The sequence below is a fragment of the Nocardioides sp. YIM 152588 genome (genome assembly GCF_040191335.1).
GTDB lineage: Bacteria > Actinomycetota > Actinomycetes > Propionibacteriales > Nocardioidaceae > Nocardioides.
The window spans coordinates 37,903-64,169 of record NZ_JBEGDJ010000022.1; the positions used below are offsets into that span (position 1 = coordinate 37,903).

A 26,267-nucleotide genomic window follows, 5' to 3' on the forward strand; every position below is an offset into this window, starting at 1 on the left:
CCCCTGGCGAAGCTCAGAAGACCCTCCGCGCACCCCCGAGATGCTGAGGGCCGAGCAACCGTGCCGGCCGATCGTCGACTGTCACGGCGTCGCTGCCCGAGTCGAAGTGGTCCATCCATGCTCGCCCCGAACCCCGAGCCTGTCCAGGGTCGGGGCGGAGCGGGTCACGCACCGCTCAGGTCATCCGCTCCACGGCGCCCAGCGGGATCGGCAGCCACAGCGGCCGGTTGCGGGCCTCGTAGGCGCACTCGTAGACCGCCTTGTCCAGCGCGTACGCCGTCAGCAGGGTGTGCTCGGCGGCGGTGAGGTCCCGCACCTCGCCGTCGGGCGAGGGGCCGGGGGAGGCGGCCTCGACGTACGCGGCGAGGAACGCCTCCTGGTTGCGCGAGGCCCACTCCCGCGCGCGCCGGCGCAGCTGGCCCAGCACGTCGGGGTCGTCCTCGGTGCTGGAGGCCAGCAGCGCGTGCGCGGCGTAGTCGAACGAGCGCAGCATGCCGGCGACGTCGCGCCAGGCGGAGTCGGGGCGCAGCCGCTCGGCCAGCGGCTTGGCGGGCTCCCCCTCGAAGTCGACGACCTTCCAGGCCCGCGTGGTGCGCAGGGTCTGGCCCAGGTGCAGGTCGCCGTGGACCCGCTGGACCTGCAGGTCGCCGAGGTCGCCGACGGCCTCGAACGCGGCGCGCAGGGCGGCCTCGTACGGGACCAGCTCGGGCACGACCGGGAGCGCCTCGGCGAGGCGCCCCAGCATCCCCGTCACGACCTCGGGGCCGGCCACGGTGCCGGTCCCGAAGGCCTCCCTCAGCTCGGTGTGGATGTCGGCCAGCGCGACGCCGAGGCGGGCCGACTCCGCGGAGAAGTCGCCGCCCACCTCGTCGGCGTGCAGGTCGGCCTCGGCGAACAGGTTGCGGACGCTGGCCAGCGCCAGGTCCCAGCCGTCGGTCGCGGTGCGCAGGAACTGCTGGAGCATGCCGAGCTGCAGCGGCCCCTCGGGGTCGTCGGCGGTGCGGTACTCGACCCAGCCGTAGAGCTCGGCCACGTGGGTGGAGCCGACCTCGGTGAGCACCCGGTGGGTGGCGATGTCGGGGTTGGCGCCCGGTGTGACCTTGCGGAACAGCTTGAGGACCGAGTCCTCGCCGAACAGCACCGAGGAGTTCGACTGCTCGCCGGTGAACAGGCTGGCCGGCGCGGACAGGTCGAGCTCGTGGCCGGCGAGCCGGACGAAGGTCAGCCCCTCGGCGTCGTCGCCGGGCTCCGAGCCCGGCACGAACGCGGCCAGCACGATGCCCATCGCGGTGCGGTCGTGCACGGCGTCGTAGGCGAAGACGATGCCGTCGTCGGACTCCCACGCGCCGACGGTCGCGTGGCCGAGGTTCTCCTGCGGCGCGTCGTACAGGCTCAGCGGCACCTGGTACTGCTCGGTGTCGCCGTTCTCGTAGGCGACCGTGACCAGGTCGACCGCGATCCGCGGCCGGTCGGGCGCGGGGTCGGTGACCAGGAGGCGGCGCACGTCGGCGACCTCGAACTCGCGGCCCTTGCCCCCGAACCACCGCGCGCGGTCCAGGAAGGTGTGCAGGTCGGCGTGGATGTGGTCGCTCATCAGAGCACGGGCCTTCCGGAGTCCGGTGCGGTCAGACGGAACCAGTAGAACCCGTAGCCGGTGAGGGTCAGCAGGTACGGCAGCTCCCCGATGGCGGGGAACGGTACGCCGCCGAGCAGCTCCACCGGCACCCAGCCCTCGAAACGGCGCAGGTCGAGCTCCACCGGCTGCGGGAAGCGCGAGAGGTTGTTGACGCAGAGGATCACGTCGCCGCCGGCGCCGGCGCTGGTGCGCTCCGGGTCGGGCTCGAGCTCGCGCACGTAGGAGAGCACGGTCGGGTTGGAGCCGCCGAGGTCGGTGAAGGTGCCCAGCCCGAACGCCGGGTGCTGGCGGCGGGCGTGGATCATCCGGCGCGTCCAGTGCAGCAGCGAGGACGGGCTCTCCAGCTGCGCCTCGACGCTCACCGACTGGTAGCCGTAGACGGGGTCCTGGATGACCGGCAGGTGGAGCTTGCCCGGCGTGGCGGAGGAGAAGCCGGCGTTGCGGTCCGGCGTCCACTGCATCGGGGTGCGCACGCCGTCGCGGTCGCCGAGCCAGATGTTGTCGCCCATCCCGATCTCGTCGCCGTAGTACAGGACGGGGGAGCCGGGCAGGGAGAGCAGCAGGGCGGTGAACAGCTCGATCTGGTTGGTGTCGTTGTCGAGCAGGGAGGCCAGCCGGCGGCGGATGCCGATGTTGGCCTTCATCCGTGGGTCCTTGGCGTACTCCTCCCACATGTAGTCGCGGTCCTCGTCGGTGACCATCTCCAGGGTCAGCTCGTCGTGGTTGCGCAGGAAGATGCCCCACTGGCAGCCGTCGGGGATCTCCGGGGTCTGCTCCAGGATCTCCGAGATCGGGATGCGGGACTCGCGGCGCACCGCCATGAAGATGCGCGGCATCACCGGGAAGTGGAACGCCATGTGGCACTCGTCGCCGCCGACCTCCGGGTCGCCGAAGTACTCCACCACGTCGGTGGGCCACTGGTTGGCCTCGCAGAGCAGCACGCGGCCCGGGTAGTGGTCGTCGACGAACCGGCGCACCTTCCTCAGGAAGGCGTGGGTCTCGGGCAGGTTCTCGCCGTTGGTGCCGGGGCGCTCGTAGAGGTAGGGCACGGCGTCCAGGCGGAACCCGTCCAGGCCCATGTCGAGCCAGAACGCCATCGCGTCGAGGATCGCGTCGTGCACCTTCGGGTTGTCGAAGTTGAGGTCCGGCTGGTGGTGGAAGAACCGGTGCCAGTAGTACTGCCCGCGCTCGGTGTCCCAGGACCAGTTGGAGGGCTCGGTGTCGACGAAGATGATCCGCGCCTCGGCGTACTCCTCGTCGGTGTCGGACCACACGTAGAAGTCGCCGTAGGGGCCGTCCGGGTCCGAGCGCGACGCCTGGAACCACGGGTGCTGGTCGCTGGTGTGGTTCATGACGAAGTCGATGATCACGCGGATGCCGCGCGCGTGCGCCTCGTCGAGGAAGGTGTGGAAGTCGTCCACCGTGCCGCACTCGGGGAGGATGCCCGTGTAGTCGGCGACGTCGTAGCCGCCGTCGCGCAGCGGCGAGGTGAAGAACGGCGGGATCCACAGGCAGTCCACGCCGAGCCACTGGAGGTAGTCGAGCTTCTCGACCAGACCGCGGAAGTCGCCGGTCCCGTCGGCGTCGGCGTCGCGGAACGAGCGCACGAGCACCTCGTAGAAGACCGCGGTCCGGTACCAGTCCGGCTCGTCGTTGAGGGGGGTCAGGTTCATGCTGCTCACCTCGGGGACCACCGGACGCTGAGGACGTGCGCGGGCTCGACCTGCGGGTCGAGCTGGACGAAGTTGTGCTCGCCCCAGGTCCAGTCCGTCCCGGTCAGCTCCTCGTGGACGGCGAAGGTCGCGCCCTCGGGGAGGCCGAGGGCGGCCAGGTCGAGGTGGACGTGGGTGGTCCGGGTGGCGTGCGGGTCGAGGTTCAGCACCACGATCACCCGGTCGGCGTCGGGGGGCATCTCGCCCGGCGGGGCGTCGACCTTGCTGAAGCAGAGCACGTGGTCGTCCTCGGTGGCGTGGACCCGCAGGTTGCGCAGCTGCTGCAGCGCCGGGTGCGCGCGGCGCAGCTCGTTCAACCGGGTCAGGTACGGCGCCAGGCTGGTCCCGGCCTCGTCGGCGCCCGCCCAGTCGCGGACCCGGATCTGGTACTTCTCCGAGTCCAGGTACTCCTCGCTGCCCGGCCGCACCGCGACGTGCTCGTACAGCTCGTAGCCGGCGTACACGCCCCAGGAGGGCGCGGACATCGAGGCCAGCACGGCGCGGATCTTGAACGCCGCGGGCCCGCCGTACTGGAGGAACTCGTGGAGGATGTCCGGGGTGTTGACGAAGAAGTTCGGACGCACCCGGTGCGCGGACTCGCTCGACACCTCGAGCAGGTAGTCCTCGATCTCGTCCTTGGCGGTGCGCCAGGTGAAGTAGGTGTAGGACTGGTGGAACCCGACCGCGCCGAGGGTCTGCAGCATCGGCGGCCTGGTGAACGCCTCGGAGAGGAAGAGCACGTCGGGGTCGGTGCGGCGGACCTCGCCCAGCAGCCACTCCCAGAACGCCACCGGCTTGGTGTGCGGGTTGTCGACGCGGAAGATCCGGACGCCGTGGTCCATCCAGTGCCGGACCACGCGGAGCACCTCGGCGGCCAGCCCGTCGTAGTCGTTGTCGAAGTTCAGCGGGTAGATGTCCTGGTACTTCTTCGGCGGGTTCTCCGCGTAGGCGATGGTGCCGTCGGCGCGGGTGGTGAACCACTCCGGGTGCTCGGTGACCCACGGGTGGTCGGGGGCGCACTGCAGCGCCAGGTCGAGCGCGACCTCGAGCCCCAGCCGGCGGGCGCGGGAGACGAAGGCGTCGAAGTCCTTCAGCGTGCCGAGGTCGGGGTGGATCGCGTCGTGGCCGCCGTCCTTGCTGCCGATCGCCCACGGCGAGCCCGACCAGTCGGCCGGCGGCGGACCGGGCTCGGTCTGGACGGTGTTGTTCGGCCCCTTGCGGTTCACCTCGCCGATCGGGTGGATCGGCGGCAGGTAGATCACGTCGAAGCCCATGTCGGCCACCGCGGGGAGGCGCTTGGCGGCGGTGGCGAAGGTGCCGCTGACGACCTTCCCGGTCTTCTTCTTGATCCGTGCCCCCTCCGAGCGCGGGAAGAACTCGTACCAGGAGCCGTACAGGGCGCGCGGCCGGTCGACGAAGATCGGGAACGGACCCTCGACGGTGACGAGCTCGCGCAGCGGGTGGGCGCGCAGCAGCGCGGTGACCTCGGGCGACTCCATCGCGGCCAGCCGGGCCGGGACCGGCCGCTCGGTGTCCTCGGCGGCGGCGATCGCGCCGGCCAGGACGGTCCGCGGCCCCCGGGGCCGGGACGGCAGGCTCTTCGAGACCCGCTCCAGCAGCAGCCGGCCCTCGGTGAACATCAGCTCGGTGTCGACGTCCGCGCGGATCTTGATGCCGGCGTCGTGCTGCCAGGTGCCGATCGGGTCGGACCACGCCTGCACCTCGAACGACCACGCGCCGGGCTCGTCGGGGGTCACCCAGGCCCGGTACCGGTCGACCGTGTGCCGGTCGACCGTCGGCACCGGCTCCATCCGCACGGGTGGGCGGCGCGAGCCGTCCGGGGCGACCAGCACCACCTCCGCGCCGAGCCGGTCGTGTCCCTCGCGGAACACCGTCGCCGACACCGGGAAGGGCTCGCCGACCGACGCCTTGGCAGGGGCCGATCCGCCCGCGAGCACGGGGGTCACGTCGATCACCGGGATGCGTCCGACCATGCCCCCAGCCAACCGGTGCGGACACGGTCCGTGCAAGCCGACACGGGTGGGAATGGGACGCCCTTGAACCCTTGATCCGCCCCTGTATGGGCAGGTCAGGCGCGCGAGGCCGCGGCCCTGCGGAACGTCCTCGCCACGACCAGGCCCGCGAGGAGGGCGCCGAGCGAGCCGAGCACCTCGTCGCCCAGGGTGTCCTCGTAGGCGTCGTCCAGCTCGGTGCCGTGCCGGATGAAGGTGTACCACTCGCCGACCTCCCAGCCGATCGCGAGCAGCGCGCCGATCCCGCCGACCAGCAGCACCACCGCCCAGGCCGGCCGCACCTCGCGGCAGGTGAGCAGCCCGATGCCGGCGCACAGCAGGAACCAGTTGACGAGGTGGTTGGCATCGTCCCACCAGGCCACCGAGTCGTAGAGGTCGAGGGTGTTGCCGGTGACGTCGATCAGGAACGGCAGCATGACCAGCGTGAAGGCGCCCCACGGAGGCTGGCGCGGGAGCCAGCGCCGGGCGCCGGTGCGCCGCACCGCGGCCAGCCACCACAGCGCGGGCGCGGTGAGCATCATCAGCGGGTAGGAGACCAGGCGGGCGCCGAACGCCTTGCCGGAGAACTGCGGGAGGTCCGGCGCCAGGGTGGCCAGCAGCAGCTGGCCGACGGTGGCGGCGAGCACCACGGCGGGGACCCACCAGGGCGTGACGGCGCGGTCGGCGCGGGCGGGAGCGGTCGGGGCCGGTGAGGTCACGGGTGGCATCGTCGCGCAGACCGGAGGCCGCCGGGCGCGATCGGCGACCCGGGCTGGTTCAGGCTTCGCTGAAGAGGCCTCGCCCCGCCGGTCGTCGCGGGGGAGGATGGCGGGGTGCCGGGTCCGCTGGCGGTCGCGCTCACCCTCTGCCTCACGGTCTGCTTCGCGTGGTGCGGCGGCGTCGCCGCCGTGCGGCTGCGCGGCGCCCGGGGGCCGTGCTCACGGCGCCGGTACGCCGCCCACGTGGCGATGGCCGCGACCATGCTGGCGATGGTCTGGGTCACCCTCCCTGCGGTGCCGGCGATCGCCCTGGCCGCGCTGTTCGGCGCGCTGGCCGCGTGGTTCGTGGTCGAGGCGGGGCGCGAGGAGCGGCCGGTGCCCCGGCTGGCATCGGCCCACCACGCGCTGATGGCCGGGGTGATGGCGCTGATGCTGGTCGCGATGGCGGCGGGCCACGGCGCCGGGGATGGCCACTCCGGGCACGGTGCCGCGCTCGGGCCGGCGGCCCAGGCGGTGCTGCTCGGCGCGCTGCTGCTGGCGCCGGCCGCGGTCGCGTGGTGGCAGTCGCGCCACCGGGACCGCTGGCTCGAGGGGGTCGCGAGCATGAGCATGGCGCTCGGCGCGGCCGCGATGACGGTGCTACACGTCTGACAGGTCCCAGACGGCGACGCGCTCGCCCGCGGCCACGCCGGTCGTCTCGGGCGGGAGGTCGATCAGGCAGTCCGCGCCGGCGAACCAGCCGAGGAAGCCCGACCCGGGCGGGCCCCACACCTCGACGGTGCCCGCCGCGCGGTCCAGCCGGCCGCGGCGCAGCTGGCGCTTGCCGGGGATCGACGCCACCGCCGCGGTGATCCGCGCCTCCAGCGTCGGCCGCAGCGTCACGGCGTGGCCGCCGGCGGCCCGCAGCGCGGGGCGCACGAACGCCTCGAAGGAGACCAGCGCGCTGACCGGGTTGCCCGGCAGGCAGACGACGGGCACGCCGTCGTACCGGCCCGCTCCCTGCGGCATCCCCGGCTGCATCGCCACCTTGAGGAACTCCACGCCGCGGGGGCCGAGCCCCTCCTTGACCACCTCGTAGGCGCCGGCGCTCACGCCGCCCGTGGTCAGCACGAGGTCGATCCCGCCGCCCGCGAGCTCGTCGTCGAGGAGGCCGAGGAAGGCGGGGACGTCGTCGGCCACCCACAGCCTGCGGACGGAGACCGCGCCCGCGCCCTCGACGGCCGCGGCCAGCATCACGCCGTTGGAGTCGCGGATCTGGCCGGAGCCGGGCTGCGGGTCCTCGGCGAGCTCCGACCCGGTCGAGACGACGAGCACGCGCGGCCTCCGGCGTACGGCGACCTCGGTCACGCCCAGCGCGGCGAGCAGCCCGATCTGCGCGGCCCCGAGGGTCGCGCCGGGCGCCAGGGCCGTGGCTCCGGCGGCGAGGTCGGACCCGGCCGGGCGGACGAACGAGCCGGCCTCGCGGGCGGCGCGCACGGCGACGGTCTCCGTGCCGCCGTCGGTCTGCTCGACCTCCACGATCGCGTCGGCACCGTCGGGCACCGGCGCGCCCGTCATGATCCGCAGCGCCGTCCCCGGGGCCAGTACGCCGGGAGCCGCTCCGGCCGGGACGTCCCCGGCCACGGGCAGGGTCACGGGCGCCTCCGGCGCCGCGGCGGCGACCTCGGCCGCGCGCACCGCGTAGCCGTCCATCGCGGAGTTGTCGAAGGCGGGCAGCGGCTCGGTCGCGACCACGGCGGCGGCGAGCACCCGTCCGCGCGCCTCGGCGGTCGGCACGGTCTCGGTGGCGGCCCCCGCACCGGGACCGGCCCCGGGGCCGTCGGTGAGGAGGGCGAGGACCCGTGCCCGGTGGTCCTCGACCGGCAGCAGCGGCGTGGTCATCGTGACCACAGTAGTGCCGGCCGGCGGGGGCCACAGCGGATCGGTCGGCGGCGTCGGCGGGGCTGATTCAGCAAACGCTGAAGTCGTTCGGGCTCCGGGCGTAACGTGACCCCCATCACATCGCGGAGGAGGTCCCGCATGCAGGTCCCGGCGCCCCTGGAGTACACCCGCGCCGCGACCGTGGCCGACGCGATCGCGCTCCTGGAGCGGCTGGGCGACGGCGCCCGGATCATCGCCGGCGGGCACAGCCTGCTGCCGATGATGAAGCTGCGCCTGGCCACCCCCGAGTACCTGGTCGACATCAACGACCTCCACCCCGAGCTCGGCTACGTGCGGCGCACGCCGACCGAGGTCCGGATCGGCGCGATGACCCGGCACCGCGAGCTGCTCGAGTCCGACGTGCTGGCCGAGCACCTCCCGATCTTCCGCGACGCCGAGAGGGTGATCGCCGACCCGCCGGTCCGCAACCGGGGCACGCTCGGCGGGGCCCTGTGCCAGGCCGACCCGTCCGAGGACCTCTCCTCGGTCTGCACCACCCTCAACGCCCGCTGCGTCATCCGGGGGCCGTCGGGGGAGCGGGTGGTGACGATGGAGGAGTTCTACCGCGGTCCCTACGAGACGGCGGTCGGCCCGGCGGAGATGCTCACCGAGGTCCGCGTCCCGCTCCGTCCGTGCGGCTCGAACGCGTACGCCAAGGTCGACCGGCGCGCGGGGGACTGGGCGGTCGCCGCCGCGGGCGCCGCGCTGTGGCTCGACCCCGACGGCCTGATCCTCGACGCGCGGGTCGGCCTCGCCGCGGTCGGGCCGAGCACCACCGGGATCCCCGCGATCTCCGCCGCCCTGCGGGGGCGCCCGCCGAGCGAGCAGGCGTTCGAGGAGGCCGGGGCGATCGCCGCCGCCACCTGCGCGCCGACCTCCGACGGGCGGGGGAGCGAGGCCTACAAGCGCCACCTCGCCGGCGAGCTGACCCGGCGGACGCTGCGGTCGGCGTACGAGCGCCTGCGCGGCCAGGACCGGGATCGGGGCGCGCGATGATGCCGGTCAGCCTGGTGGTCAACGGCGAGCCGGTCACCCGCGAGGTCGAGCCGCGACAGCTGCTCGTGCACTTCCTGCGCGACGACCTGGGGCTCACCGGCACCCACTGGGGCTGCGACACCAGCAACTGCGGCGCGTGCGTGGTGCTGATGGACGGCGAGCCGGTGAAGTCGTGCACCGTGCTGACCGCGATGGCCGGCGGCCACGAGGTGCGGACGGTCGAGAGCCTGGAGCGCGACGGGTACCTCGACCCCGTCCAGCAGGGCTTCATCGAGTGCCACGGCCTGCAGTGCGGGTTCTGCACGCCGGGGATGCTGATGTCCGCGCGCGCCCTCCTCGACGCCAACCCGACGCCGAGCGACGACGAGGTCCGGGAGGCGATCTCGGGCCAGATCTGCCGGTGCACCGGCTACCGGAGCATCGTCCGCTCGGTGCAGTGGGCGGCCGAGCACCCCGACCTGGTGCCCGGGCCCGAGGTGGTCTGGCCGGGTCCGCCGGCGGGAGGCGCGTGATGGGCGGGTGCGGCGGGGCCGGCGCGCCCGCGGGCATGCACGGCCACGGGCCGCGGCCCCGCAGGGAGGCGCCGCGGTTCGTGCGCGGCCGGGGGCGCTTCGTCGACGACATCGCCCTGCCGGGGATGCTGCACCTGGCGGTGCTGCGCTCGCCGGTGGCCCACGGCCGGATCCTCTCGATCGACACCCTCGCCGCCCGCGCCCACCCGAAGGTGAGGGCGGTGGTGACCGGCGCCGACCTCGCCGAGCGCGGGCTGGCCTGGATGCCGACCCTGCTCGAGGACCACCAGGCGGTGCTCGCCACGGACAAGGTGCGCTTCCAGGGCCAGGAGGTCGCCTTCGTCGTCGCCGAGGACCGGTACGCCGCCCGCGACGCCCTCGAGCTGATCGACGTGGAGTACGAGCACCTGCCGGTGGTCGTCGACGCGCGCGCCGCCCTTGCCGAGGACGCGCCGCTGGTCCGCGACGACCTCCCGGGGAAGGGGGACAACCTGGCGTTCGAGTGGGAGGCCGGCGACGCCGACGCCACCCGGGTCGCGTTCGCGCGGGCCGATGTGACCGTCGCCCAGGAGATGGTCTTCCCGCGCGTCCACCCGGCGCCGCTGGAGACCTGCGGGGCGGTCGCCGACTACGACCGGGTCGAGGGCCGGCTGACGGTGTGGGTGACCAGCCAGGCGCCGCACGCGCACCGGATGCTCTTCTCCGTGATCTCGGGGCTCCCCGAGCACCGGATCCGGGTGGTCTCGCCCGACGTCGGCGGCGGCTTCGGCAACAAGGTCCCGCTCTACCCGGGCTACCTCTGCGCCATCGTCGGCTCGATGCTGACCGGCCGGCCGGTCAAGTGGGTCGAGGACCGCACGGAGAACCTGGTGAGCACGACGTTCGCCCGCGACTACGTGATGCGCGGCGAGATCGCGGCCGACTCCGACGGCCGCATCCTGGCGGTGCGCACCAGCGTCCTCGCCGACCACGGGGCGTTCAACGCCGCGGCGACCCCGACCCGCTACCCGGCGGGGTTCTTCGGGGTCTTCACCGGCTCCTACGACCTCGAGGCGGCGCACTGCAGCGTCACCGCGGTGCACACCAACAAGGCGCCCGGCGGCGTGGCCTACGCCTGCTCCTTCCGGATCGCGGAGGCGGTCTACCTGGTGGAGCGGATGGTCGACGTACTGGCCCGGGAGCTGGCGATGGACCCCGCCGAGCTGCGCCGGCGCAACCTGGTCCCGCCGGGGAAGTTCCCCTACAAGACGCCGACGGGATGGGTCTACGACTCCGGCGACTACCCGACCGCGCTGGCCCGCGTGCTCGAGCTGGCCGGGTACGACGACCTGCGGGCCGAGCAGGCCGCGCGCCGTGCCGAGGGGCGGCTGATGGGCATCGGGCTCTCGTTCTTCACCGAGGCCGTCGGGGCCGGGCCCCGCAAGGACATGGACATGGCGGGCCTCGGCATGGCCGACACCTGCGAGGTGCGGGTGCACCCGACCGGCAAGGTCGTGGTGCGGCTGGCGGTCCAGACGCAGGGCCAGGGGCACGAGACCACGTTCGCCCAGATCGTCGCCGAGGAGCTGGGCATCCCGACCGACGACGTGGACGTGGTGCACGGCGACACCGACGTCACGCCGTTCGGCCTGGGCACCTACGGCAGCCGGTCGACCCCGGTGTCGGGGGCCGCGGCCGCGCTGGCGGCCCGCCGGGTGCGGGATCGGGCCCGGCTGCTGGCCGCGACGATCCTGGACGCCGCCCCGGCGGACCTCGAGTGGGTCCGCGGCGGCTTCCGGACCGCCGGGGCCCCCGACCGGACCGTGACGCTCGCCGAGGTGGCGGCCCTCGCCTACGGGCGGGGCGCCCCGCCCGTCGGCGATCGCGAGGCCGCGCTGGAGGCCAGCGTCTGCTACGACCCGGCCGAGCTGACGTACCCCTACGGCGCCTACCTCTGCGTCGTCGACGTGGACCCCGGCACCGGCAAGGTGACCGTCCGCCGCTTCGTCACCGTCGACGACTGCGGGACCCGGATCAACGACGAGATCGTGGAGGGGCAGATCCACCGCGGCCTCACCGACGGCATCGGCATCGCGCTGATGGAGTACGTCGGGTTCGACGAGCACGGCAACTGCCTGAACGCGTCCCTCATGGACTACCTGATCCCGACCGCGCTGGAGGTCCCCGACTGGGAGACCGCCGCGATGGTCACGCCCTCGCCGCACCACCCCCTCGGGGCCAAGGGTGTCGGCGAGTCGGCGACCGTCGGCTCCCCGGCCGCGGTCGTCAACGCGGTCGTCGACGCCCTCGCGCCGTACGGCGTCCGCCACGCCGACATGCCGCTCACCCCGTCGCGGGTGTGGGAGGCCATGCAGTCCGCGCCGGATCGGGCCGAGCGCGTCGCGTCAGCCGAGACAGACGAGCCAGGAGCCGACCGATGAACCTTCCCGAGGACCCGGGCGCGATCGCGCGCCGCTGCGCGGAGCTGGACCGCGCCCGCCAGCCGTACGTCAGGGCCACCGTCGTCCGGACCGAGCCGCCCACGTCGGCCCGCGCCGGCGAGCAGGCGGTCGTGCTCGCCGACGGGCGGATGGAGGGCTTCGTCGGCGGCCAGTGCACGGTCACCTCGGTGGCCGTGGCCGCCGTCGGCACGCTGCGCGACCGCGCGCCGGTGCTGCTGCGGGTGCTGCCCGACGGCGGTGCCGGGTGGCCCGAGGTGCCCGGGGCGTCCGTCGTCGTCAACCCCTGCCTGTCCGGAGGTGCTGTGGAGATCTTCCTCGAGCCGGTCCTGCCCGCCACGCTGGTGCGGGTCGCCGGCGACTCGCCGATCGCCGAGGCGGTGGCCGACCTGTGCGCGCGGCTCGGCTACGACGTCGCCCGCGGGGAGGGGGACGGCGACGTGGCGGCCCCCGACGCCCTCGTGATCGCCCGCCATGGCGGGCCCGAGGCCAGCGAGATCCGGGCGGCGCTGGACGCGGGCACCTCCTACGTGGGACTCGTGGCGAGCCCCCGGCGGGCGGAGGCGGTGATCGCCGAGGCGCGGGTCGGCGACGCCGAGCGCGGCCGGGTCTTCTCGCCGGCCGGCCACTGGATCGGCGCCGAGACGCCGGGCGAGATCGCGGTCTCGATCCTGGCCGAGCTGATCGAGGTGCTGCGGCTGCGGGCGCCGGCCGCCGCCGCGCCGGCCGCCGCCGACACCGCCGCCGGGCCGCCCGCGGCGGAGCCCGAGCTGCTGACCATCGGCCGCGGTCCCGCACCGGACACCCCGACCCCCGCGGTCGCGGTCGACCCGGTCTGCGGCATGTCGGTCGTCGCCGGGCCGGACGCGATCAGGCTGGAGGTCGACGGAGAGGCGTTCTACTTTTGCTGCGCCGGCTGCCGGGACGCCTTCGCCGCGCAGCGGGGCGTGGAGGTGACCGGTTGAGCGGGTGGCGTGGCGCGCGCCCGGCTCCGGCCAGCTCAGCTCCGGCCAGCTCAGCTCCAGGGGGCTCAGCTCCAGAGGGTCACGTGCACGGCCGGCCTGAAGCGCCGCGCCGGGACGCCGGACCCGCGGACCATCGCCCGGGTCGCCCGGGGCGTGTGCAGGAACCGCAGCAGCTCCGCGGAGGTCGAGCCGTGGTCGTCCTCCAGCGCGGCGCCCACCCAGATGCCGCGCTCCGTGGTGTCCTGGCCGGCCAGCCGCACCAGCCGCCCGGCGGCGAGGTCCTGCGCGACCGCGAAGGCGACCGCGGGCGCGACGCCGGCGGTGTGGTGCAGCTCCTCCAACGCCGCCGCCTCACTCTGGAAGATGCGCTGGTGCGCCTCGGGGACGCCGACGCGGCGCAGCAGCGCCGGGACGGAGCCGGCGTCGCCGATCGCGGCCGGCCCGAGCAGCCAGGTGGCCCGGGCCAGCGACTGGGCGGTGACCGGCTTCGCGGCGAGCGGGTGGCCGGGCGCGGCGACGAGCACGAGGTCGTAGGCGAGGAAGGCGCGGTGCACCACGCCCGGCACCGGCTCGGGCCACGGCGGGCCGATGGCGAGGTCGATCGCGCGCGAGCGCAGCAGCCCCTCGAACTCCTCGGCGCGGTGCACGCTGAGCTCCACGTCGAGGTCGTCCGCGCGCTCGGTGAACGCCTCGATGAGTCCCGGTGCGGCGAGCTCGGTGAACAGGCTGGTCGCCCCGATCCGGAGCAGCCGCCGGCCCTGGCCGGCCTGGCTGACCTCGAGCACCGTGCGGTCCTGGAGTCCGAGCAGCTCGACGGCCCGGCTGGCCAGCCGCAGCCCGCCGGGGGTGAACGCCAGGCCGGAGCGGGACCGGCTGAACAGCTCGTCGCCCAGCTCCTTGCGCAGCCCGGCCACGTGCATCGAGACCGCCGACTCGGTCAGGCCCAGCGCCTCCGCGGCGGCGCGGACCGAGCCGTGGCGCACCACCGCGGCGTAGGCGCGCAGCTGGGCGATGGTCACAGTCCGGACAGTAGCCCGATCGTGACGGCCCGGAGGGCGGACCGGTGACACCGGCCCGGCTGCGCGCCTACGCCGCCGTCGCGCGCCTCGGCTCGGTCAAGGCCGCGGCCGCCGAGCTGGGCGTCACCGAGGCGGCCGTCTCGCTGCTCGTCGGGCAGCTGCGCCGCGAGCTGGGCGACCAGCTCTTCACCCGCACCGGCGCGGGGCTGGCGTTCACCCCGGGCGGCCTCCGCCTCGCCAGCCGGGCGGTGCAGCTGCTCGGCCTGCAGGACCGGACGATCGAGGAGGTGCGGCAGGCCGGCGGCGCGGGACGCCTCCTGCGGGCGGGCGTCTCCGGGCTCTTCGCCGAGTACGCCGCGCCGGGGCTGATCGCCGCCTTCACCCAGCGTGCCGACGACCTGGCGGTCGAGGTGCACACCGACCGCAGCGACCGGTTCGAGTCGCTGCTGCTCACCCGCAGCATCGACGTCGCGATCGGCCCCCGGGTCCACCTGTCGGGGCCCGAGCTGTGGACCACCCACTTCCTGACGTACCAGGTGATCGCGGTCGTCGCGCCGGGCCACCCGCTGGCCGCCGGTCCGGCGTCCACCGCCGTGCTGCGCGAGCAGACCTGGCTGCTCGGACCCTCGGCGACCGAGGACGGTGGCATCGTCGCGGAGATGCTGACGCGGCTCGGGATCCCCGACCGGCGCCAGCGGATCTTCCAGAGCCACGCCGCCGCGCTGGAGGAGACCAAGCGCGGCCGCGGGGTCTCGCTGATCGTCGACTTCGCCGTCAGCGCCGACCTCCTCGACGGGGTTCTGGTGACCCTCGACGGGCCGTTGCTGAGCGGGCGGGGCGAGTGGAGCATCGCCTCGCTGCCGCGCGAGCGCGCCTCCGCCGCGGCGTCCGAGCTGCGCCGGTTCGTGGCGACCCCGCGGGCCACCCAGGCGATGCTGCGCAGGCGCGGGGCCGGCGTCGGGCGGTTCCGGCCGGCGGTGCACGTGACGCTCTGGTCGTGAGCGCGGGCGGGGCGTCGGGCATGTAACACGCGGTTCGCCGCTCTTGTCGGTCGTCGGGGATGTAACACGCTGTCCGCCGCTCTTGTCGGTCGTCGGGGATGTAACACGCTATCCGCCGCTCTTGTCGGTCGTCGGCGTCGGTGCGAGCCCGTTGCGGCGGGCTGGAAGCGACGCGGACGGCCGGGCAGTGCGGTGGACCGCGTGTTACATGGCGTGGCGGCATCCCACATCGGCCGAGGGCGGGTCGTGTGCCTGAGCCATCGGCATAGCGGGCTCTCAGGCACACGACACCGCCCGAGCCCCGACCGCGGTCAGGGTCGTGTGCCCCACACATCGGAATGCCGGGTGCTCAGGCACACGACCCACGCCAGAGCGGCGCCGGCCCGATCAGTGATCGCTTAGGCCGCATGGACGAGTGACGTACGTCACTGTCACGGTGGACGCGTCACCGGCTCCGGCGCATGGGGCCGGAGCGCGACGAGCAGCGACCAAGCGGGAGGTGCGGTGCCCATGCCGGGAGTCGAGTCCGACGGCCACAGCAGGGGCAACCCACGCGTCTACGAGCTGATTGAGAACGCCCCTCGGGAAGGGACCGGCGTCTCGCCGACGATCTTCGCGTTCCCCCAGCTCGTGGACTTCTTCAAGGTCGCCGGGCAGCCGGTGCCGGGCCCCTGGCCCCCGCACCAGCAGCCCCGCCCGGACCCGACGGAGGTCGAGGCCGGCCCCGTCGCCGTACCCGACCCGCAGTCGGAGTACCTGCCGCGTCGGCGTCTCTCGATCGACGAGCCTCCGCACGAGTCCTCGTCGGGGACCCCGACCGAGACCTGAGCCGCGCCGCCAGGCCCCTGCCCGCCCGATCCGACCAGACCCGATCCGCCCCGCCACACCTGAGGAGTGGTGCATGTACCCAGGACGCTTCCGCTACGAGTCCCCGCGCAGCCTGGACGAGGCGGTCGCGCTGCTGCACGAGGCCGGGGGAGAGGGGAAGGTCCTGGCCGGCGGCCAGAGCCTGATCCCGCTGCTCAAGCTGCGGTTCGCGAGCCCCTCGATCCTGGTCGACATCAACAACCTGCCCGGCCTCGACCACGTCGAGCGCCGGCCCGACGGCTCGTTCCGGATCGGCGCCCTGGCGCGGCACGCGATGCTCGAGCGCTCCGCCGACATCGCGGCGTACCAGCCGACGGCCGCGGCCGCCGCCCCGCTCGTCGCCGACCCGATCGTCCGCAACCGAGGCACCCTCGTCGGCTCCGTCTGCCACGCCGACCCGCAGGGTGACTGGGCCGCGGTGATGATCGCCGTCGGCGGCTCGGTGGTCGCCCACGGCCCCGGCGGCCGCCGCTCGATCCCGGTCGCCGACTTCGTCACCGGCCCGTTCCAGAACGTCCTCGCGTACGACGAGATCGCGGTCGAGGCCGAGATCCCGGCGCCGACCGGCACGATCACCGGCGGCTTCCTCAAGCTGGAGCGCAGGGTGGGGGACTTCGCGACCGCGGGCGCCGCGATCAGCGTCCAGCACGCCGGCGGCCGCGTGGTCCGCGCCGGCATCGCGCTCACCGGGGTCGGCCCGGCCACCGTCGACGCGGCGGCCGCCGCGGGCGCCCTCCTCGACCGGCCGCTCGGGGCCGACACGATCGGGCGCGCCGCGGACCTCGCCGCCGAGGCCGCCACCCCGCGGTCGGACCACCGGGGCAGCGCCGACTACAAGCGCCACGTCGTGCACACCTTCGTCCGGCGGATCCTCGCCGGCATCGCCGAGCAGAACGAGAGGGCGGCCTGATGACGAGCCTGTTCGACGAGGTCGCGGAGCCCGCGCCCGACGACGTACCGGTCAACCGGGTGTCGGTGACGGTCAACGGCCGGCGCCGCACCGCCGACATCGAGCCGCGGCTGCTGCTCGCGCACTTCCTGCGCCAGGGGCTGCGACTGACCGGCACCCACACCGGCTGCGACACGACCAACTGCGGCGCCTGCACGGTGCTGCTGGACGGCCGGCCCGTGAAGAGCTGCACGGTCCTCGCCGTCCAGGCCGACGGCCGCGCGGTGACCACCGTCGAGGGGCTGGCCGGCGGCAGCGAGCTCGACCCGGTCCAGGAGGGGTTCAAGGACGAGCACGGGCTCCAGTGCGGCTTCTGCACCCCCGGGATGATGCTCGCCGCGCGGGCACTCCTCGACGAGAACCCGGACCCGACGGAGGACGAGATCCGGTTCGCGCTGTCGGGCAACCTGTGCCGCTGCACCGGCTACCAGAACATCGTGAAGGCGGTGATCTGGGCGGCCGCGAAGGAGCGGGGCGAGGACCCCCGCGAGGCCGTCGCCGGATTCGCGGCCCGAGCCTCAGACGCGGAGGGGGAGGAGCGATGACCCACACCGCGGACGCGCCGGCGACCCCGCCGCCGCTCGACGAGATCAAGATCGGCGGGCTCGGCGCCAGCCGCCGCCGGGTCGAGGACAACCGCTTCATCCGCGGCCGCGGCAACTACCTCGACGACATCGCGCTGCCCGGGATGCTGCACATGGAGGTGCTGCGCAGCCCGCTGGCCCACGCCCGGATCAAGTCCATCGACGCCTCGAAGGCGTGGGCGATCCCCGGCGTCCGGATGGTCCTCACGGGCGAGGCGCTCGCCACCCGCAACCTCGGCTGGATGCCGACGCTGAGCTATGACACCCAGGCGGTGCTGGCCACCGACAAGGTCCGGTTCCAGGGGCAGGAGGTCGCGGCGGTCGTCGCCGACGACCCCTACATCGCCAAGGACGCGGTGACCGCGATCCAGGTCGAGTACGAGCCCCTGCCGCCGATCGTCAACCCCGAGCAGGCGCTGGCCCCCGACGCGCCGATCATCCGCGACGACAAGCTCGGGCAGGACGACAACGTCGTCTTCGACTGGGAGGTCGGCGACCGCGAGGGCACCGAGCGGGCGTTCGCGGAGGCCGACCACGTCTCCCGGCTGTCGTTGCACTACCCGCGCTCGCACCCCTCGCCGCTGGAGACCTGCGGCGCGATCGCGGACTTCGACCGCGCCACCGGCAAGCTGACCGTCTACCTGACCACGCAGGCCCCGCACATCGTCCGCGCCGCGGTGGCGCTGATCGCCGAGCTGCCCGAGCACCAGATCCGGATCGTCTCCCCGGACCTCGGCGGCGGCTTCGGCAACAAGGTGCCGGTCTACCCGTCCTACGTCGTCGCGATCCTGGCCTCGATCCTCTGCGAGCGCCCGGTCAAGTGGATCGAGGACCGCAGCGGCAACCTCATCTCCACCGGGTTCGGCCGCGACATCTACCTCGACGGCCAGGTGGCGCTGCGCAAGGACGGCAAGGTGCTCGCGGTCCGGATGGACACCGTCTCCGACCACGGCGCGTTCTTCGCCGACGCCCAGCCGAGCAAGTTCAAGATCGGGCTGATGCACTCGGCGTTCGCCGCCTACGACATCCCCTACGCCTACCTGGCCGCGCGCGGCGTCTACACGAACAAGGCGCCGGGAGGCGTCGCCTACCGGTGCTCGTTCCGGGTCACCGAGGCGATGTTCTTCCAGGAGCGGATGATGCAGGCCGCCGCCGACGACCTCGGCCTGGACCAGGCGGAGTTCCGCCGGATCAACTTCGTCCGCGACGACGACTTCCCGCACCGCACGCCCTACGGCTTCCTCACCGACTCCGGCCAGTACCGCAAGTGCCTGGACCTCGCGCTCGCCGAGATCGACTACGAGGGCTTCCTGGAGGAGCAGAAGGCCGCCCGCGAGCGCGGTCGCCTGCTCGGCATCGGCATCTCGACGATGACCGAGCCGCTCGGCGCCGGCAACAGCCGCGAGTACGACATCCTCGGGATCAAGATGTTCGACTCCGCCGAGCTGCGGGTGCACATGACCGGCAAGGCGCTGCTGCGCACCGGCGCCAAGACCCAGGGGCAGGGGCACGAGACGACCTGGGCCCAGATCGTCGCCCACGAGCTCGGGCTGCCCGCCGACGACATCGTCGTCGAGGAGGGGGACACCGACACCGCGCCCTTCGGCATGGGCACCTACGCCTCGCGGAGCACGCCCGTCGCCGGGGCCGCGATCTCGATGGCCGCCCGCAAGGTCAAGGCCAAGGCCCGCCGGATCGCGGCGCACCTGCTGGAGGTCTCCGAGGAGGACGTCGAGTGGGAGCTCGGGCGGTTCTACGTCCGCAGCCAGCCCTCGCGCGGCGTCACCATCCAGGAGACCGCGCTGGCGGCGTACTCGAACATGCCGGACGGGCTCGAGCCCGGCCTGGAGGCCAACGCGTACTACGACCCGCCCAACCTGACCTGGCCGTTCGCCGCCTACGTCTGCACGGTCGAGGTCGACCCGGACACCGGGGTGTGGGACGTGCTGCGCTTCGTCGCGGTCGACGACTGCGGCGTGCGGATCAACCCGATGATCGTCGAGGGGCAGATCCAGGGCGGCCTCACGGAGGCCTACGCGATGGCCAGCATGCAGTTCATCACCTTCGACGCCGACGGCAACTGCGTCGGGTCGAACTTCATGGACTACCTGCTGCCGACCGCCTGGGAGACCCCGGGCTGGGAGCTGCACGAGGTAGTCACGCCCTCGCCGCACCACCCGATCGGCGCGAAGGGGATCGGGGAGTGCGCCACCGTGGGCGGCCCCGCGGCGTTCGTGAACGCCGTCGTCAACGCGCTGTCCCACACGGGGGTGCGCAACGTCGACATGCCGATGCTGCCCGACCGGGTGCACCAGGCGCTGACCACCGGCCGTGACGTCTCCGGCGCGCCGCCGGTGAAGACGGACTGACCGGGCCGGACGGGAGCGAGGAGGAGCCACGATGCTGATCGAGAACGACGTGGTCGTGCCGCAGCCGGTCGACCGGGTCTGGGAGTTCTTCAACGACATCCCGCAGGTCGCCGCGAGCCTGCCCGGCGCGGAGCTGACCGACGAGCTCGGCGAGGACAGCTACCAGGGCAAGGTCGCCATCGCGATGGGGCCGGTCAAGCTGGCCTTCGACGGGGTGGCGAAGGTGGTCGAGCGGGACGAGGCCGCCCGCCGCCTCGTGATCGACGGCGCCGGCGCCGACGAGAAGGGGCGCGGCCAGGCGTCGCTGGTGCTGACCGCCACGCTCGCGCAGGTCCCCGACGGCACGCGCGCCCACCTGGCCATCGACCTGACCCTCTCGGGCGCGGCGGCCCAGTACGGCCGCGGAATGGTCTCCGACGTGACGTCGGTGCTGATCGGCCAGTTCGCCGGCAACGTGCGGCGGCGGATCGAGGCCATCGACCGCGGTGAGGACCTCTCGGCGCTCGAGGCCAAGCCGGCCAGCGGGCTCGCGATCGGATTCCAGGCGGCCAAGCTCGCCCTGGCCCGGGTCTTCCGCCGCTTCTTCCTGCCCTACCAGCCCGAGCCGCGCTGAGCGCCCGCGCGCGACGCGTCCAACCGAAGGAGATCGAGATGCTGTGGTGGATCGGCAACATCGTGTTGCTGCTGGTCGTCGTGCCCGTCCTGGTGGCGCTGCTCAACCGGGTGCTCGCCGCGCTGGAGCGGATCCGGGGCGCCTCTGCGGAGATCCTCGACGCGGGGGGAGCGCTCGCCGAGGAGCTCGACGGCGTGCCCGAGCAGCTGGCGACCACCGACCGGACGGTCCACGAGGTCGCCGTCGGCGCGGCCCGGTACGGCGGCTCCGTCGCGAAGCTGCTGGGCTGAAGGGAGATCCGCCATGCCTGCCGCCGCCTGGGTGACCATCGTCCTCGCCGTGCTGATCATCGCCGCCGCCGCGCTCGGCCTGATCCGCGTGGTCTTCCACCTCCGCGCCACCGCCGCGACCCTGGACGGCGTGGTCGCCGGGGTGCGGGTGGTCGCCGACCGGACGCGCACCGTGCCCACGGTCGTGCCGTCGGTCAACGCCAGCCTCAAGCCCGTCCGCGACTTCACCGAAGCGATCTGAGGAGGCAGCGATGAGCTCGACCGCCGGATGGACCCTCGGCTACGTGATCGCGATCGTCGTCGTCCTGGTCGTCGTCGCCCTCGTGGTGCCGATCCTGCTGCTCGCGCGCCGGATCGGGAACCAGGCCGCCGACATCGACGCGGCCCTCGAGGAGGCCGTCGACCACACCGCCGCCCTCTCCGGGCTGCGCACCACCATCGACCATGCCGGCGTCATCGTCGCCGGACTCCAACGCGGACGCGAGAGGCTGGGTGGCTGAGATGGCTGCTGGGACGGCGCTGCCAGGGGTGAGCGTGCTGCTCACCGACACCGAGCGGAACCTGTGGACCGGTGCCCTCGTCGGCGGCGTGGTGGTGATCCTCGCCGTGGCCGCGCTGCTCACGATCCTGGTGCTGCTGGTGCGCACCATCGAGCAGCGGGTGACCGCGGTGCGCGACCACCTGCGGCAGGCGGCCGAGAACACCGACGACACCGCGTTGATCGCCACCACCGCCGAGGGCGTCGAGGCGGTGCTCGGCGAGGGGCTGAAGCACCACCTCTTCCTCGGCCGCGTCTGGGAGAAGGTGAGGGCCTGATGGTCGTCGCGTCCGTCCTGGTGATCGTCGCGCTGATCGCGGTGCTCGCCGGCTACCTGTACGTCGTCGGCGGCCAGTTGACGCGCATCGCCGCCCTGCTGGAGGAGTGCGCCGAGCTGGTCCGCCGGATCAAGGCGAACGCCGAGCCGATCCGGCCCGGTCTGGAGCACATCAACCGCACCGGCGGCGTGGTGGCCGGCGCGCTGCCGCTGCTCTACGGCTTCGCGGAGGGGATCGTCACCGGCGTCTCCCCGCGCCGCGACCCCGACCCCGAGGACCGCCGCCCGGCGCGGCCGGCGTCGGGGACCCGGCGGTCGCGGCTGCACGACGGGGTCGGCTACCGGCCGTGGTCCTGACCGCGGCCGTCCCGGGCCGCAGCTACTGCTGGGGCCGGTCCTTGCCGACCCAGTGCGGCTCCCAGGTCTGGTCGTACTGCCGCTCGTTGCAGCTCGGGCGGTAGACCGCGACCAGCTCCTGGACGATCTGCTCGCGGTGCGCCGCGGTGCCGCCCGGCACGTCGTAGGTCGCGATCCGCAGCCCGAACCGGTCGCCCGCCCGGTCGATCCAGCACGAGGCGCGCGGGTGCCGGAACGGCAGGCCGAGGGCGCTCAGGTCGTCGGCGTGGCCGACGTAGCAGACGGCCAGCCGCTCGGAGGCCGGCTGGTCGGGCCGGGTCGGGTAGAGGATCGCGAAGACGCCGGGGGCGGCCGGCGGGGTCCAGCCCGCCAGCACCCGCGGGCCCTCGAACGCGTAGCCCGCCAGCGACCCCAGCCGGATCATCGCGGCCCGTCGCCCGGCTCGTCGGCGACCGTCATCCGCTCGAGCTCCTCCAGCTCGTCGACCTGGCTCATCGGGGCCACCCGGGTGACCGGCCACACCGGCAGGCCCGCCCGGGCGACGGCCTCGGCGAAGAGCGCGGTGGCGCGCTCGGCCGCCTCGTCCCGGCTCGGCGCCTCGACGAGGATCTGCGCGCCGTAGGCGGTCGTCCCGATCCCGGTGGCGATGCCGTCGTGGACGGCCACCGCGTCGGCCAGCTCGACGATCTCCTCACGGGTCATCGGCCGGTCGCCGTCGGCCTCGATCGACACGCTCCAGGTGCGTCCGGTCATCGTCCCTCCTCGTTCCTCCCACTGGGTCCCGCTCGGGTCACCGCTCGGGTCACCGCTCGGGTCACCGCAGCCGCGGCAGCACCGCCGCCAGCTCCTCCAGCCCGGCCAGGTCGTGCCCGGGCAGCAGCTCGTCGACGTACGGTGCCGCGACCATCATGCCCAGGGTGCTCGGCACCGCGGGCGGTTCTCCGCGCCGCCGGTCGCCGAGGTGCGGGTTGACCCACACGATGCGGTGGCTCAGCCGCGAGAGGCGCTGCAGCGCCCGGTCGAGGACGGCGGGGTCGCCGCGGTCGAGGCCGTCGGAACAGATGACGACGACCGCGCCGCGGCTCAGCCCCCGCCGGCCCCAGTCGCTGACGAAGGTGGTCAGCGAGTCCCCGATGCGGGTCCCGCCCTCCCAGTCGACGACGCGGGCCGCGGCCGCGGCGAGGGCGTCGTCGGGGCGACGGTGCTCGAGGTCGCGCGTGATCCGGGTGAGCCGGGTGCCGAAGCAGAAGACCTCGACCCGTCGGGTCGAGCGGGCGGTGCCGTGGGCGAACTGGAGCAGCGCCCGGGAGTAGTCCGCCATCGATCCCGACACGTCCAGCACCAGCACGATCGGCCGGGCGCGCAGGCGGCGGCGCTGCCAGGAGAGGCCGTTCAGCTCGCCCTGGTGGCGCAGCGCGTCCCGCACCGTCCGGCGCAGGTCGGGCCGCTCGCCCCGGGAGGCCCTGCGGGTGCGCCGGGAGCGCCGGGTCGGCGGCACCAGGCGCATCCGGCGCATCAACCGGCGCAGCGCGGCCAGCTCCTCGGGCGTGCACTCCGCGAACGAGCGGTGCCGGACGGTCGCGGCGTCGGAGGCGACCAGGCCCAGCCGCGTCTCGCGCTCGTCGCCCTCACCGGCCGCCTCCGTCGCCTCCGGGTCGGGCAGCTCGAGGGTCGCGGCCGCGTCGGCGCGCTGCCGGGCGGTGTGGGGCGGGGAGTCGTCGTCGCCGGCGGGCTCGCCGAGGAAGTAGCGGCGGAAGACGGCGTCGTACGTCGGCACCTGGTCGCGCCGGGTCACCAGCGTCGTCCGCCCGGACCAGTAGACGTCGACGAGGTCGGCGGGGTCGAGGAGCGCGCAGGCCTCGCCGTAGGTGAGCACGTCGCCGGTGCCGACCGGGAGGCCGGCGGCGCGCAGCTCCCGGCCGAAGCCGACCAGGGTCGCCACGAACTCGGTCCCCAGCTCCGGCTGGCCGGCGGTGCCGGGGGCGTGGCCGAGGTCAGCCACCGGCGACGATCCGATCGAGCTGCGACCGGACGACGTCGAGGTCGTCGCGGTCCTTGACCACCGCGCCCAGGGTGTCCTCGGCGACCTCGGCGTCGAGGTCGGTCGCGTCCACCACGTCCAGGGTGCGCACCCAGTCGATCGTCTCGGCGACGCCCGGCGGCTTGGCGAGGTCGAGACCGCGCAGGCGCCCGACGGCGGCGACGACCTTCGCGGCCAGGTCCTCCGCGACGCCGGGGGCGCGCGTGAGGACGATGGCGAGCTCGCGCTCGGCGTCGGGGTAGCCGACCCAGTGGTAGAGGCAGCGGCGCTTGAGGGCGTCGTGCAGCTCGCGCGTGCGGTTGGAGGTGAGCACGACCAGCGGCGGCTCGGCGGCCCGCACGGTGCCGATCTCGGGGATCGTGACCTGGAAGTCCGAGAGCAGCTCCAGCAGGAAGGCCTCGAACTCGTCGTCGGCCCGGTCGACCTCGTCGATCAGCAGCACGGCGCCGCTGCCCGCGCGGACCGCAGCCAGGAGCGGGCGCTCCAGCAGGAACTCGGGGCCGTAGAGGGAGGCGACCGTCTCCGCGCCGCGCAGGTCCTCGGCTCCGAGCGCGCGGATGTGCAGCAGCTGGCGGGCGTAGTCCCACTCGTAGAGGGCCTGGTGGGCGTCGATGCCCTCGTAGCACTGCAGCCGGATCAGCCGGCGGTCGAGCACCTCCGCGAGCGCCTTCGAGATCTCGGTCTTGCCGACGCCGACCTCGCCCTCCAGCAGCAGGGGGCGGCCCAGGCGCAGCGCGACGTGGGCCGCCGTCGCCAGGCCGCGGTCGGCGAGGTAGCCGACCTCGCGGAGCCGGCCGGCGAGGTCGTCGACCGGCGCGCTCACCGTCGGACCGACACGTCGCCCGACGGGGCGCCCGACGCGGTGCCCGGCGCCCGGCCCGACACGAGGTCGCCGATGGTTCCGGCCGAGGTGTCGAGCTTGCCGTCCCGGGCCAGCTGCTCGCGCCAGGCCGTGCGCAGGTCGGTGCCCTGCTCGACCATGGCCTCGAAGCTGACGCCCCGCATGTTGCGGCAGACGCCGGCGTCGCCGCAGAGCTCGTCGACGTCGGACGCGGCGGACTCGTCGATGCTCCAGATCGCCCGGAGCACGGCCGACCCCTCGGACCCGGGCTCGGGCGCCCGGCCCTCGCTGCTGTCGGTCCTCGCCACGTCGGTCATCGCGACTCCTCTCGCCGGCCGCCTCCAGCCTAGGTCGGCGGCCCAGACCGCGGCCACGGGCAGCTAAGCAACGGTTGAAGCGGCGGGCGCGAGGCTCAGCCGGGGTCAGCCGGGGTCAGCCGGGGTCAGTCGGGGGCGACGTCGCGCAGCGGGCGCCCGGTGCGCCCCGAGCGCACCAGCATCGCCTCGGCGAGGATCGCCACCGCCACCTCCGCGGGCCGCCGGGCCCCGAGGTCGAGGCCGGCCGGACCGTGGATCCGCTCCAGCCCGGCGACGCCGCGGGAGGCGAGCCAGTCGAGGCGTGCGTCGTGCATGCGCGGCGACCCGAGCGCGCCGACGTACCCGGCGTTCCCGGAGAGCGCCGCGGCGAGCGCGCTGCCGGCGGCACCGAGGTCGTGGCTCGCGACCAGCACGACATCGAGGCCGCCGAGTCCCAGCAGCACCGGCGCCGCCTCGCCCGCCCCCGGGAACCGGAGCACCTGCCAGCCCAGCGGCTGCGCGGCGCGCTCGACCGCGTCGAGGACGGGCCCACCGCCGACCAGCGCCAGCCGGGGGACCGGCCACAGCGCGGTGACGACGCGGTCGGCCTCGACCAGCGAGGCGGTCGCGCCGCGCGAGAAGAGGCGCGCCGCCTCCTCGCCGAGTGCTGCGACCTCGTCCTCGCCGTACGCCCGCAGCGAGACGATCCTGTCGCCGTCCAGGGTGGCGGCGAGGCAGACCGGCCGCCCGGCCCACAGGCCGTCCCAGAAACCCTCGGGGAAGTCGGCGGCCGGCGCGAGCAGGCAGCGGACCCGCGTGCCCGCCGGTACGTCGGAGACGAGCGCGCCGAGCGGGTCGACCTCGAGGTCCAGCAGCCGCCCGGTCGTACCGCCCGCGACCAGCCCCGCGGCCTGGTCGTCGAGCGCGCCGCCGAGCAGCCCGCCGATCCGCCCGCCCCCGGCGGTGAACGCCAGTGCCCCGGCCGCCCCGCCGGGCACGTCGCTCTCGACGACCCACATCACGTCGGCGCGGGTGCCGGCCCGGACGCACGCCCCGACGCCGACGGAGATCTCGTACATGCCGCCGACCCTAGTGACGGGTGTCGTCGCGTGGTGGGTGGGACAAGCGGTCGGTGAGGCGGCGGGTGGGTGGGTTGTGCTCGTGGGTGGGCGGGTCGTGTGGCTGAGGCATCGGGATATGGGGGTGTGGAGGCTCAGGACATCGCGGACACATTGAGTCTCACGACATCGCGGACACCTGACCGGTTCACGACCCGTCCAGCGCGCACGATGCGCAGGGTGGATCGTGGCCAGAG

General features: G+C 74.2%; 28 protein-coding genes. 16 read left to right on the forward strand and 12 right to left on the reverse strand.

Annotation, left to right across the window (positions count from 1 at the left end):
• Positions 1 to 175: 175 nt before the first annotated feature.
• From ABLM29_RS12380 to ABLM29_RS12395, 4 genes are all read right to left on the reverse strand, one after another.
• Entirely contained in the window at positions 176 to 1,594 is a 1,419-nt protein-coding gene (locus ABLM29_RS12380; RefSeq protein WP_349714419.1) for a maltokinase N-terminal cap-like domain-containing protein, read from the reverse strand.
• Positions 1,594 to 3,309, reverse strand: coding sequence for a maltose alpha-D-glucosyltransferase (gene treS, locus ABLM29_RS12385; protein ID WP_349714420.1), 1,716 nt, complete (start codon positions 3,307 to 3,309; stop codon positions 1,594 to 1,596). Before treS ends, ABLM29_RS12380 begins: the two co-directional genes overlap by 1 nt.
• Positions 3,310 to 3,314: 5 nt before the next feature.
• Entirely contained in the window at positions 3,315 to 5,342 is a 2,028-nt protein-coding gene (locus tag ABLM29_RS12390; RefSeq protein WP_349714421.1) for an alpha-1,4-glucan--maltose-1-phosphate maltosyltransferase, read from the reverse strand.
• A 95-nt stretch (positions 5,343 to 5,437) separates the two neighbouring features.
• A complete protein-coding gene (locus tag ABLM29_RS12395; RefSeq protein ID WP_349714422.1) occupies positions 5,438 to 6,079 on the reverse strand; it encodes a DUF2238 domain-containing protein in 642 nt (213 codons plus the stop codon).
• A 114-nt stretch (positions 6,080 to 6,193) separates the two neighbouring features.
• On the opposite strand from ABLM29_RS12395, the gene ABLM29_RS12400 reads away from it, so the two are divergent.
• Complete coding sequence (locus ABLM29_RS12400) at positions 6,194 to 6,730, forward strand: DUF5134 domain-containing protein (RefSeq protein ID WP_349714423.1); 537 nt, start codon at positions 6,194 to 6,196, stop codon at positions 6,728 to 6,730.
• Here ABLM29_RS12400 and ABLM29_RS12405 read toward each other — a convergent pair.
• Positions 6,719 to 7,960, reverse strand: a complete 1,242-nt coding sequence (locus ABLM29_RS12405; RefSeq protein WP_349714424.1) for a molybdopterin molybdotransferase MoeA — start codon at positions 7,958 to 7,960, stop codon at positions 6,719 to 6,721. The genes ABLM29_RS12400 and ABLM29_RS12405 overlap by 12 nt on opposite strands.
• Positions 7,961 to 8,098: 138 nt before the next feature.
• Between ABLM29_RS12405 and ABLM29_RS12410 the strand changes: the two genes are divergently transcribed.
• The 4 genes from ABLM29_RS12410 to ABLM29_RS12425 are packed head-to-tail and all read left to right on the forward strand — an operon-like array spanning position 8,099 to position 12,910.
• Complete coding sequence (locus ABLM29_RS12410; protein WP_349714425.1) at positions 8,099 to 8,995, forward strand: FAD binding domain-containing protein; 897 nt, start codon at positions 8,099 to 8,101, stop codon at positions 8,993 to 8,995.
• A complete protein-coding gene (locus tag ABLM29_RS12415; protein ID WP_349714426.1) occupies positions 8,992 to 9,507 on the forward strand; it encodes a (2Fe-2S)-binding protein in 516 nt (171 codons plus the stop codon). Before ABLM29_RS12410 ends, ABLM29_RS12415 begins: the two co-directional genes overlap by 4 nt.
• Before the next feature lie 35 nt (positions 9,508 to 9,542).
• On the forward strand, positions 9,543 to 11,927 hold the full coding sequence (locus ABLM29_RS12420) for an aerobic carbon-monoxide dehydrogenase large subunit (RefSeq protein ID WP_349714447.1): 2,385 nt from the start codon (positions 9,543 to 9,545) through the stop codon (positions 11,925 to 11,927).
• Positions 11,924 to 12,910: an XdhC family protein gene (locus ABLM29_RS12425; RefSeq protein WP_349714427.1), complete on the forward strand. Its 987-nt coding sequence runs from the start codon at positions 11,924 to 11,926 to the stop codon at positions 12,908 to 12,910. The genes ABLM29_RS12420 and ABLM29_RS12425 overlap by 4 nt, the downstream gene beginning before the upstream one ends.
• 65 nt (positions 12,911 to 12,975) lie before the next feature.
• On the opposite strand, the gene ABLM29_RS12430 is transcribed toward ABLM29_RS12425, so the two are convergent.
• Complete coding sequence (locus ABLM29_RS12430; protein WP_349714428.1) at positions 12,976 to 13,929, reverse strand: LysR family transcriptional regulator; 954 nt, start codon at positions 13,927 to 13,929, stop codon at positions 12,976 to 12,978.
• Between the two features lie 44 nt (positions 13,930 to 13,973).
• On the opposite strand from ABLM29_RS12430, the gene ABLM29_RS12435 reads away from it, so the two are divergent.
• From ABLM29_RS12435 to ABLM29_RS12485, 11 genes are all read left to right on the forward strand, one after another.
• Positions 13,974 to 14,930 (forward strand): LysR family transcriptional regulator, encoded by a 957-nt coding sequence (locus ABLM29_RS12435; RefSeq protein ID WP_349714429.1) that lies wholly within the window; start codon positions 13,974 to 13,976, stop codon positions 14,928 to 14,930.
• 510 nt (positions 14,931 to 15,440) lie between these two features.
• On the forward strand, positions 15,441 to 15,758 hold the full coding sequence (locus tag ABLM29_RS12440) for a hypothetical protein (RefSeq protein ID WP_349714430.1): 318 nt from the start codon (positions 15,441 to 15,443) through the stop codon (positions 15,756 to 15,758).
• A gap of 73 nt (positions 15,759 to 15,831) precedes the next feature.
• On the forward strand, positions 15,832 to 16,707 hold the full coding sequence (locus tag ABLM29_RS12445; RefSeq protein ID WP_349714431.1) for an FAD binding domain-containing protein: 876 nt from the start codon (positions 15,832 to 15,834) through the stop codon (positions 16,705 to 16,707).
• Positions 16,707 to 17,291: a (2Fe-2S)-binding protein gene (locus ABLM29_RS12450; protein ID WP_349714432.1), complete on the forward strand. Its 585-nt coding sequence runs from the start codon at positions 16,707 to 16,709 to the stop codon at positions 17,289 to 17,291. The genes ABLM29_RS12445 and ABLM29_RS12450 overlap by 1 nt, the downstream gene beginning before the upstream one ends.
• Positions 17,288 to 19,699, forward strand: a complete 2,412-nt coding sequence (locus ABLM29_RS12455; RefSeq protein WP_349714433.1) for an aerobic carbon-monoxide dehydrogenase large subunit — start codon at positions 17,288 to 17,290, stop codon at positions 19,697 to 19,699. The genes ABLM29_RS12450 and ABLM29_RS12455 overlap by 4 nt, the downstream gene beginning before the upstream one ends.
• A gap of 31 nt (positions 19,700 to 19,730) precedes the next feature.
• Positions 19,731 to 20,312, forward strand: a complete 582-nt coding sequence (locus ABLM29_RS12460) for an SRPBCC family protein (RefSeq protein ID WP_349714434.1) — start codon at positions 19,731 to 19,733, stop codon at positions 20,310 to 20,312.
• A 38-nt stretch (positions 20,313 to 20,350) separates the two neighbouring features.
• On the forward strand, positions 20,351 to 20,602 hold the full coding sequence (locus ABLM29_RS12465; protein ID WP_349714435.1) for a hypothetical protein: 252 nt from the start codon (positions 20,351 to 20,353) through the stop codon (positions 20,600 to 20,602).
• 13 nt (positions 20,603 to 20,615) lie between these two features.
• Entirely contained in the window at positions 20,616 to 20,843 is a 228-nt protein-coding gene (locus ABLM29_RS12470; protein WP_349714436.1) for a hypothetical protein, read from the forward strand.
• A 10-nt stretch (positions 20,844 to 20,853) separates the two neighbouring features.
• Positions 20,854 to 21,102, forward strand: coding sequence for a hypothetical protein (locus ABLM29_RS12475; RefSeq protein WP_349714437.1), 249 nt, complete (start codon positions 20,854 to 20,856; stop codon positions 21,100 to 21,102).
• Between the two features lies 1 nt (position 21,103).
• On the forward strand, positions 21,104 to 21,418 hold the full coding sequence (locus ABLM29_RS12480; protein ID WP_349714438.1) for a hypothetical protein: 315 nt from the start codon (positions 21,104 to 21,106) through the stop codon (positions 21,416 to 21,418).
• Positions 21,418 to 21,774 (forward strand): hypothetical protein, encoded by a 357-nt coding sequence (locus ABLM29_RS12485; protein WP_349714439.1) that lies wholly within the window; start codon positions 21,418 to 21,420, stop codon positions 21,772 to 21,774. The genes ABLM29_RS12480 and ABLM29_RS12485 overlap by 1 nt, the downstream gene beginning before the upstream one ends.
• A 22-nt stretch (positions 21,775 to 21,796) precedes the next feature.
• Here the strand turns inward: ABLM29_RS12485 and ABLM29_RS12490 are convergent, their stop codons facing one another.
• The 6 genes from ABLM29_RS12490 to ABLM29_RS12515 form a co-directional block, all read right to left on the reverse strand.
• Positions 21,797 to 22,198 carry a hypothetical protein gene (locus ABLM29_RS12490; RefSeq protein ID WP_349714440.1) on the reverse strand — a complete coding sequence of 134 codons (402 nt, stop codon included), beginning with the start codon at positions 22,196 to 22,198 and terminating at the stop codon, positions 21,797 to 21,799.
• Positions 22,195 to 22,527, reverse strand: coding sequence for a hypothetical protein (locus ABLM29_RS12495; RefSeq protein ID WP_349714441.1), 333 nt, complete (start codon positions 22,525 to 22,527; stop codon positions 22,195 to 22,197). The genes ABLM29_RS12490 and ABLM29_RS12495 overlap by 4 nt, the downstream gene beginning before the upstream one ends.
• A 61-nt stretch (positions 22,528 to 22,588) precedes the next feature.
• Complete coding sequence (locus ABLM29_RS12500; RefSeq protein ID WP_349714442.1) at positions 22,589 to 23,776, reverse strand: vWA domain-containing protein; 1,188 nt, start codon at positions 23,774 to 23,776, stop codon at positions 22,589 to 22,591.
• Complete coding sequence (locus ABLM29_RS12505) at positions 23,769 to 24,638, reverse strand: AAA family ATPase (protein ID WP_349714443.1); 870 nt, start codon at positions 24,636 to 24,638, stop codon at positions 23,769 to 23,771. Before ABLM29_RS12505 ends, ABLM29_RS12500 begins: the two co-directional genes overlap by 8 nt.
• Positions 24,635 to 24,973: a hypothetical protein gene (locus tag ABLM29_RS12510; protein ID WP_349714444.1), complete on the reverse strand. Its 339-nt coding sequence runs from the start codon at positions 24,971 to 24,973 to the stop codon at positions 24,635 to 24,637. The genes ABLM29_RS12505 and ABLM29_RS12510 overlap by 4 nt, the downstream gene beginning before the upstream one ends.
• Before the next feature lie 125 nt (positions 24,974 to 25,098).
• Positions 25,099 to 26,031 (reverse strand): XdhC family protein, encoded by a 933-nt coding sequence (locus ABLM29_RS12515; RefSeq protein WP_349714445.1) that lies wholly within the window; start codon positions 26,029 to 26,031, stop codon positions 25,099 to 25,101.
• Positions 26,032 to 26,267 lie beyond the last annotated feature (236 nt).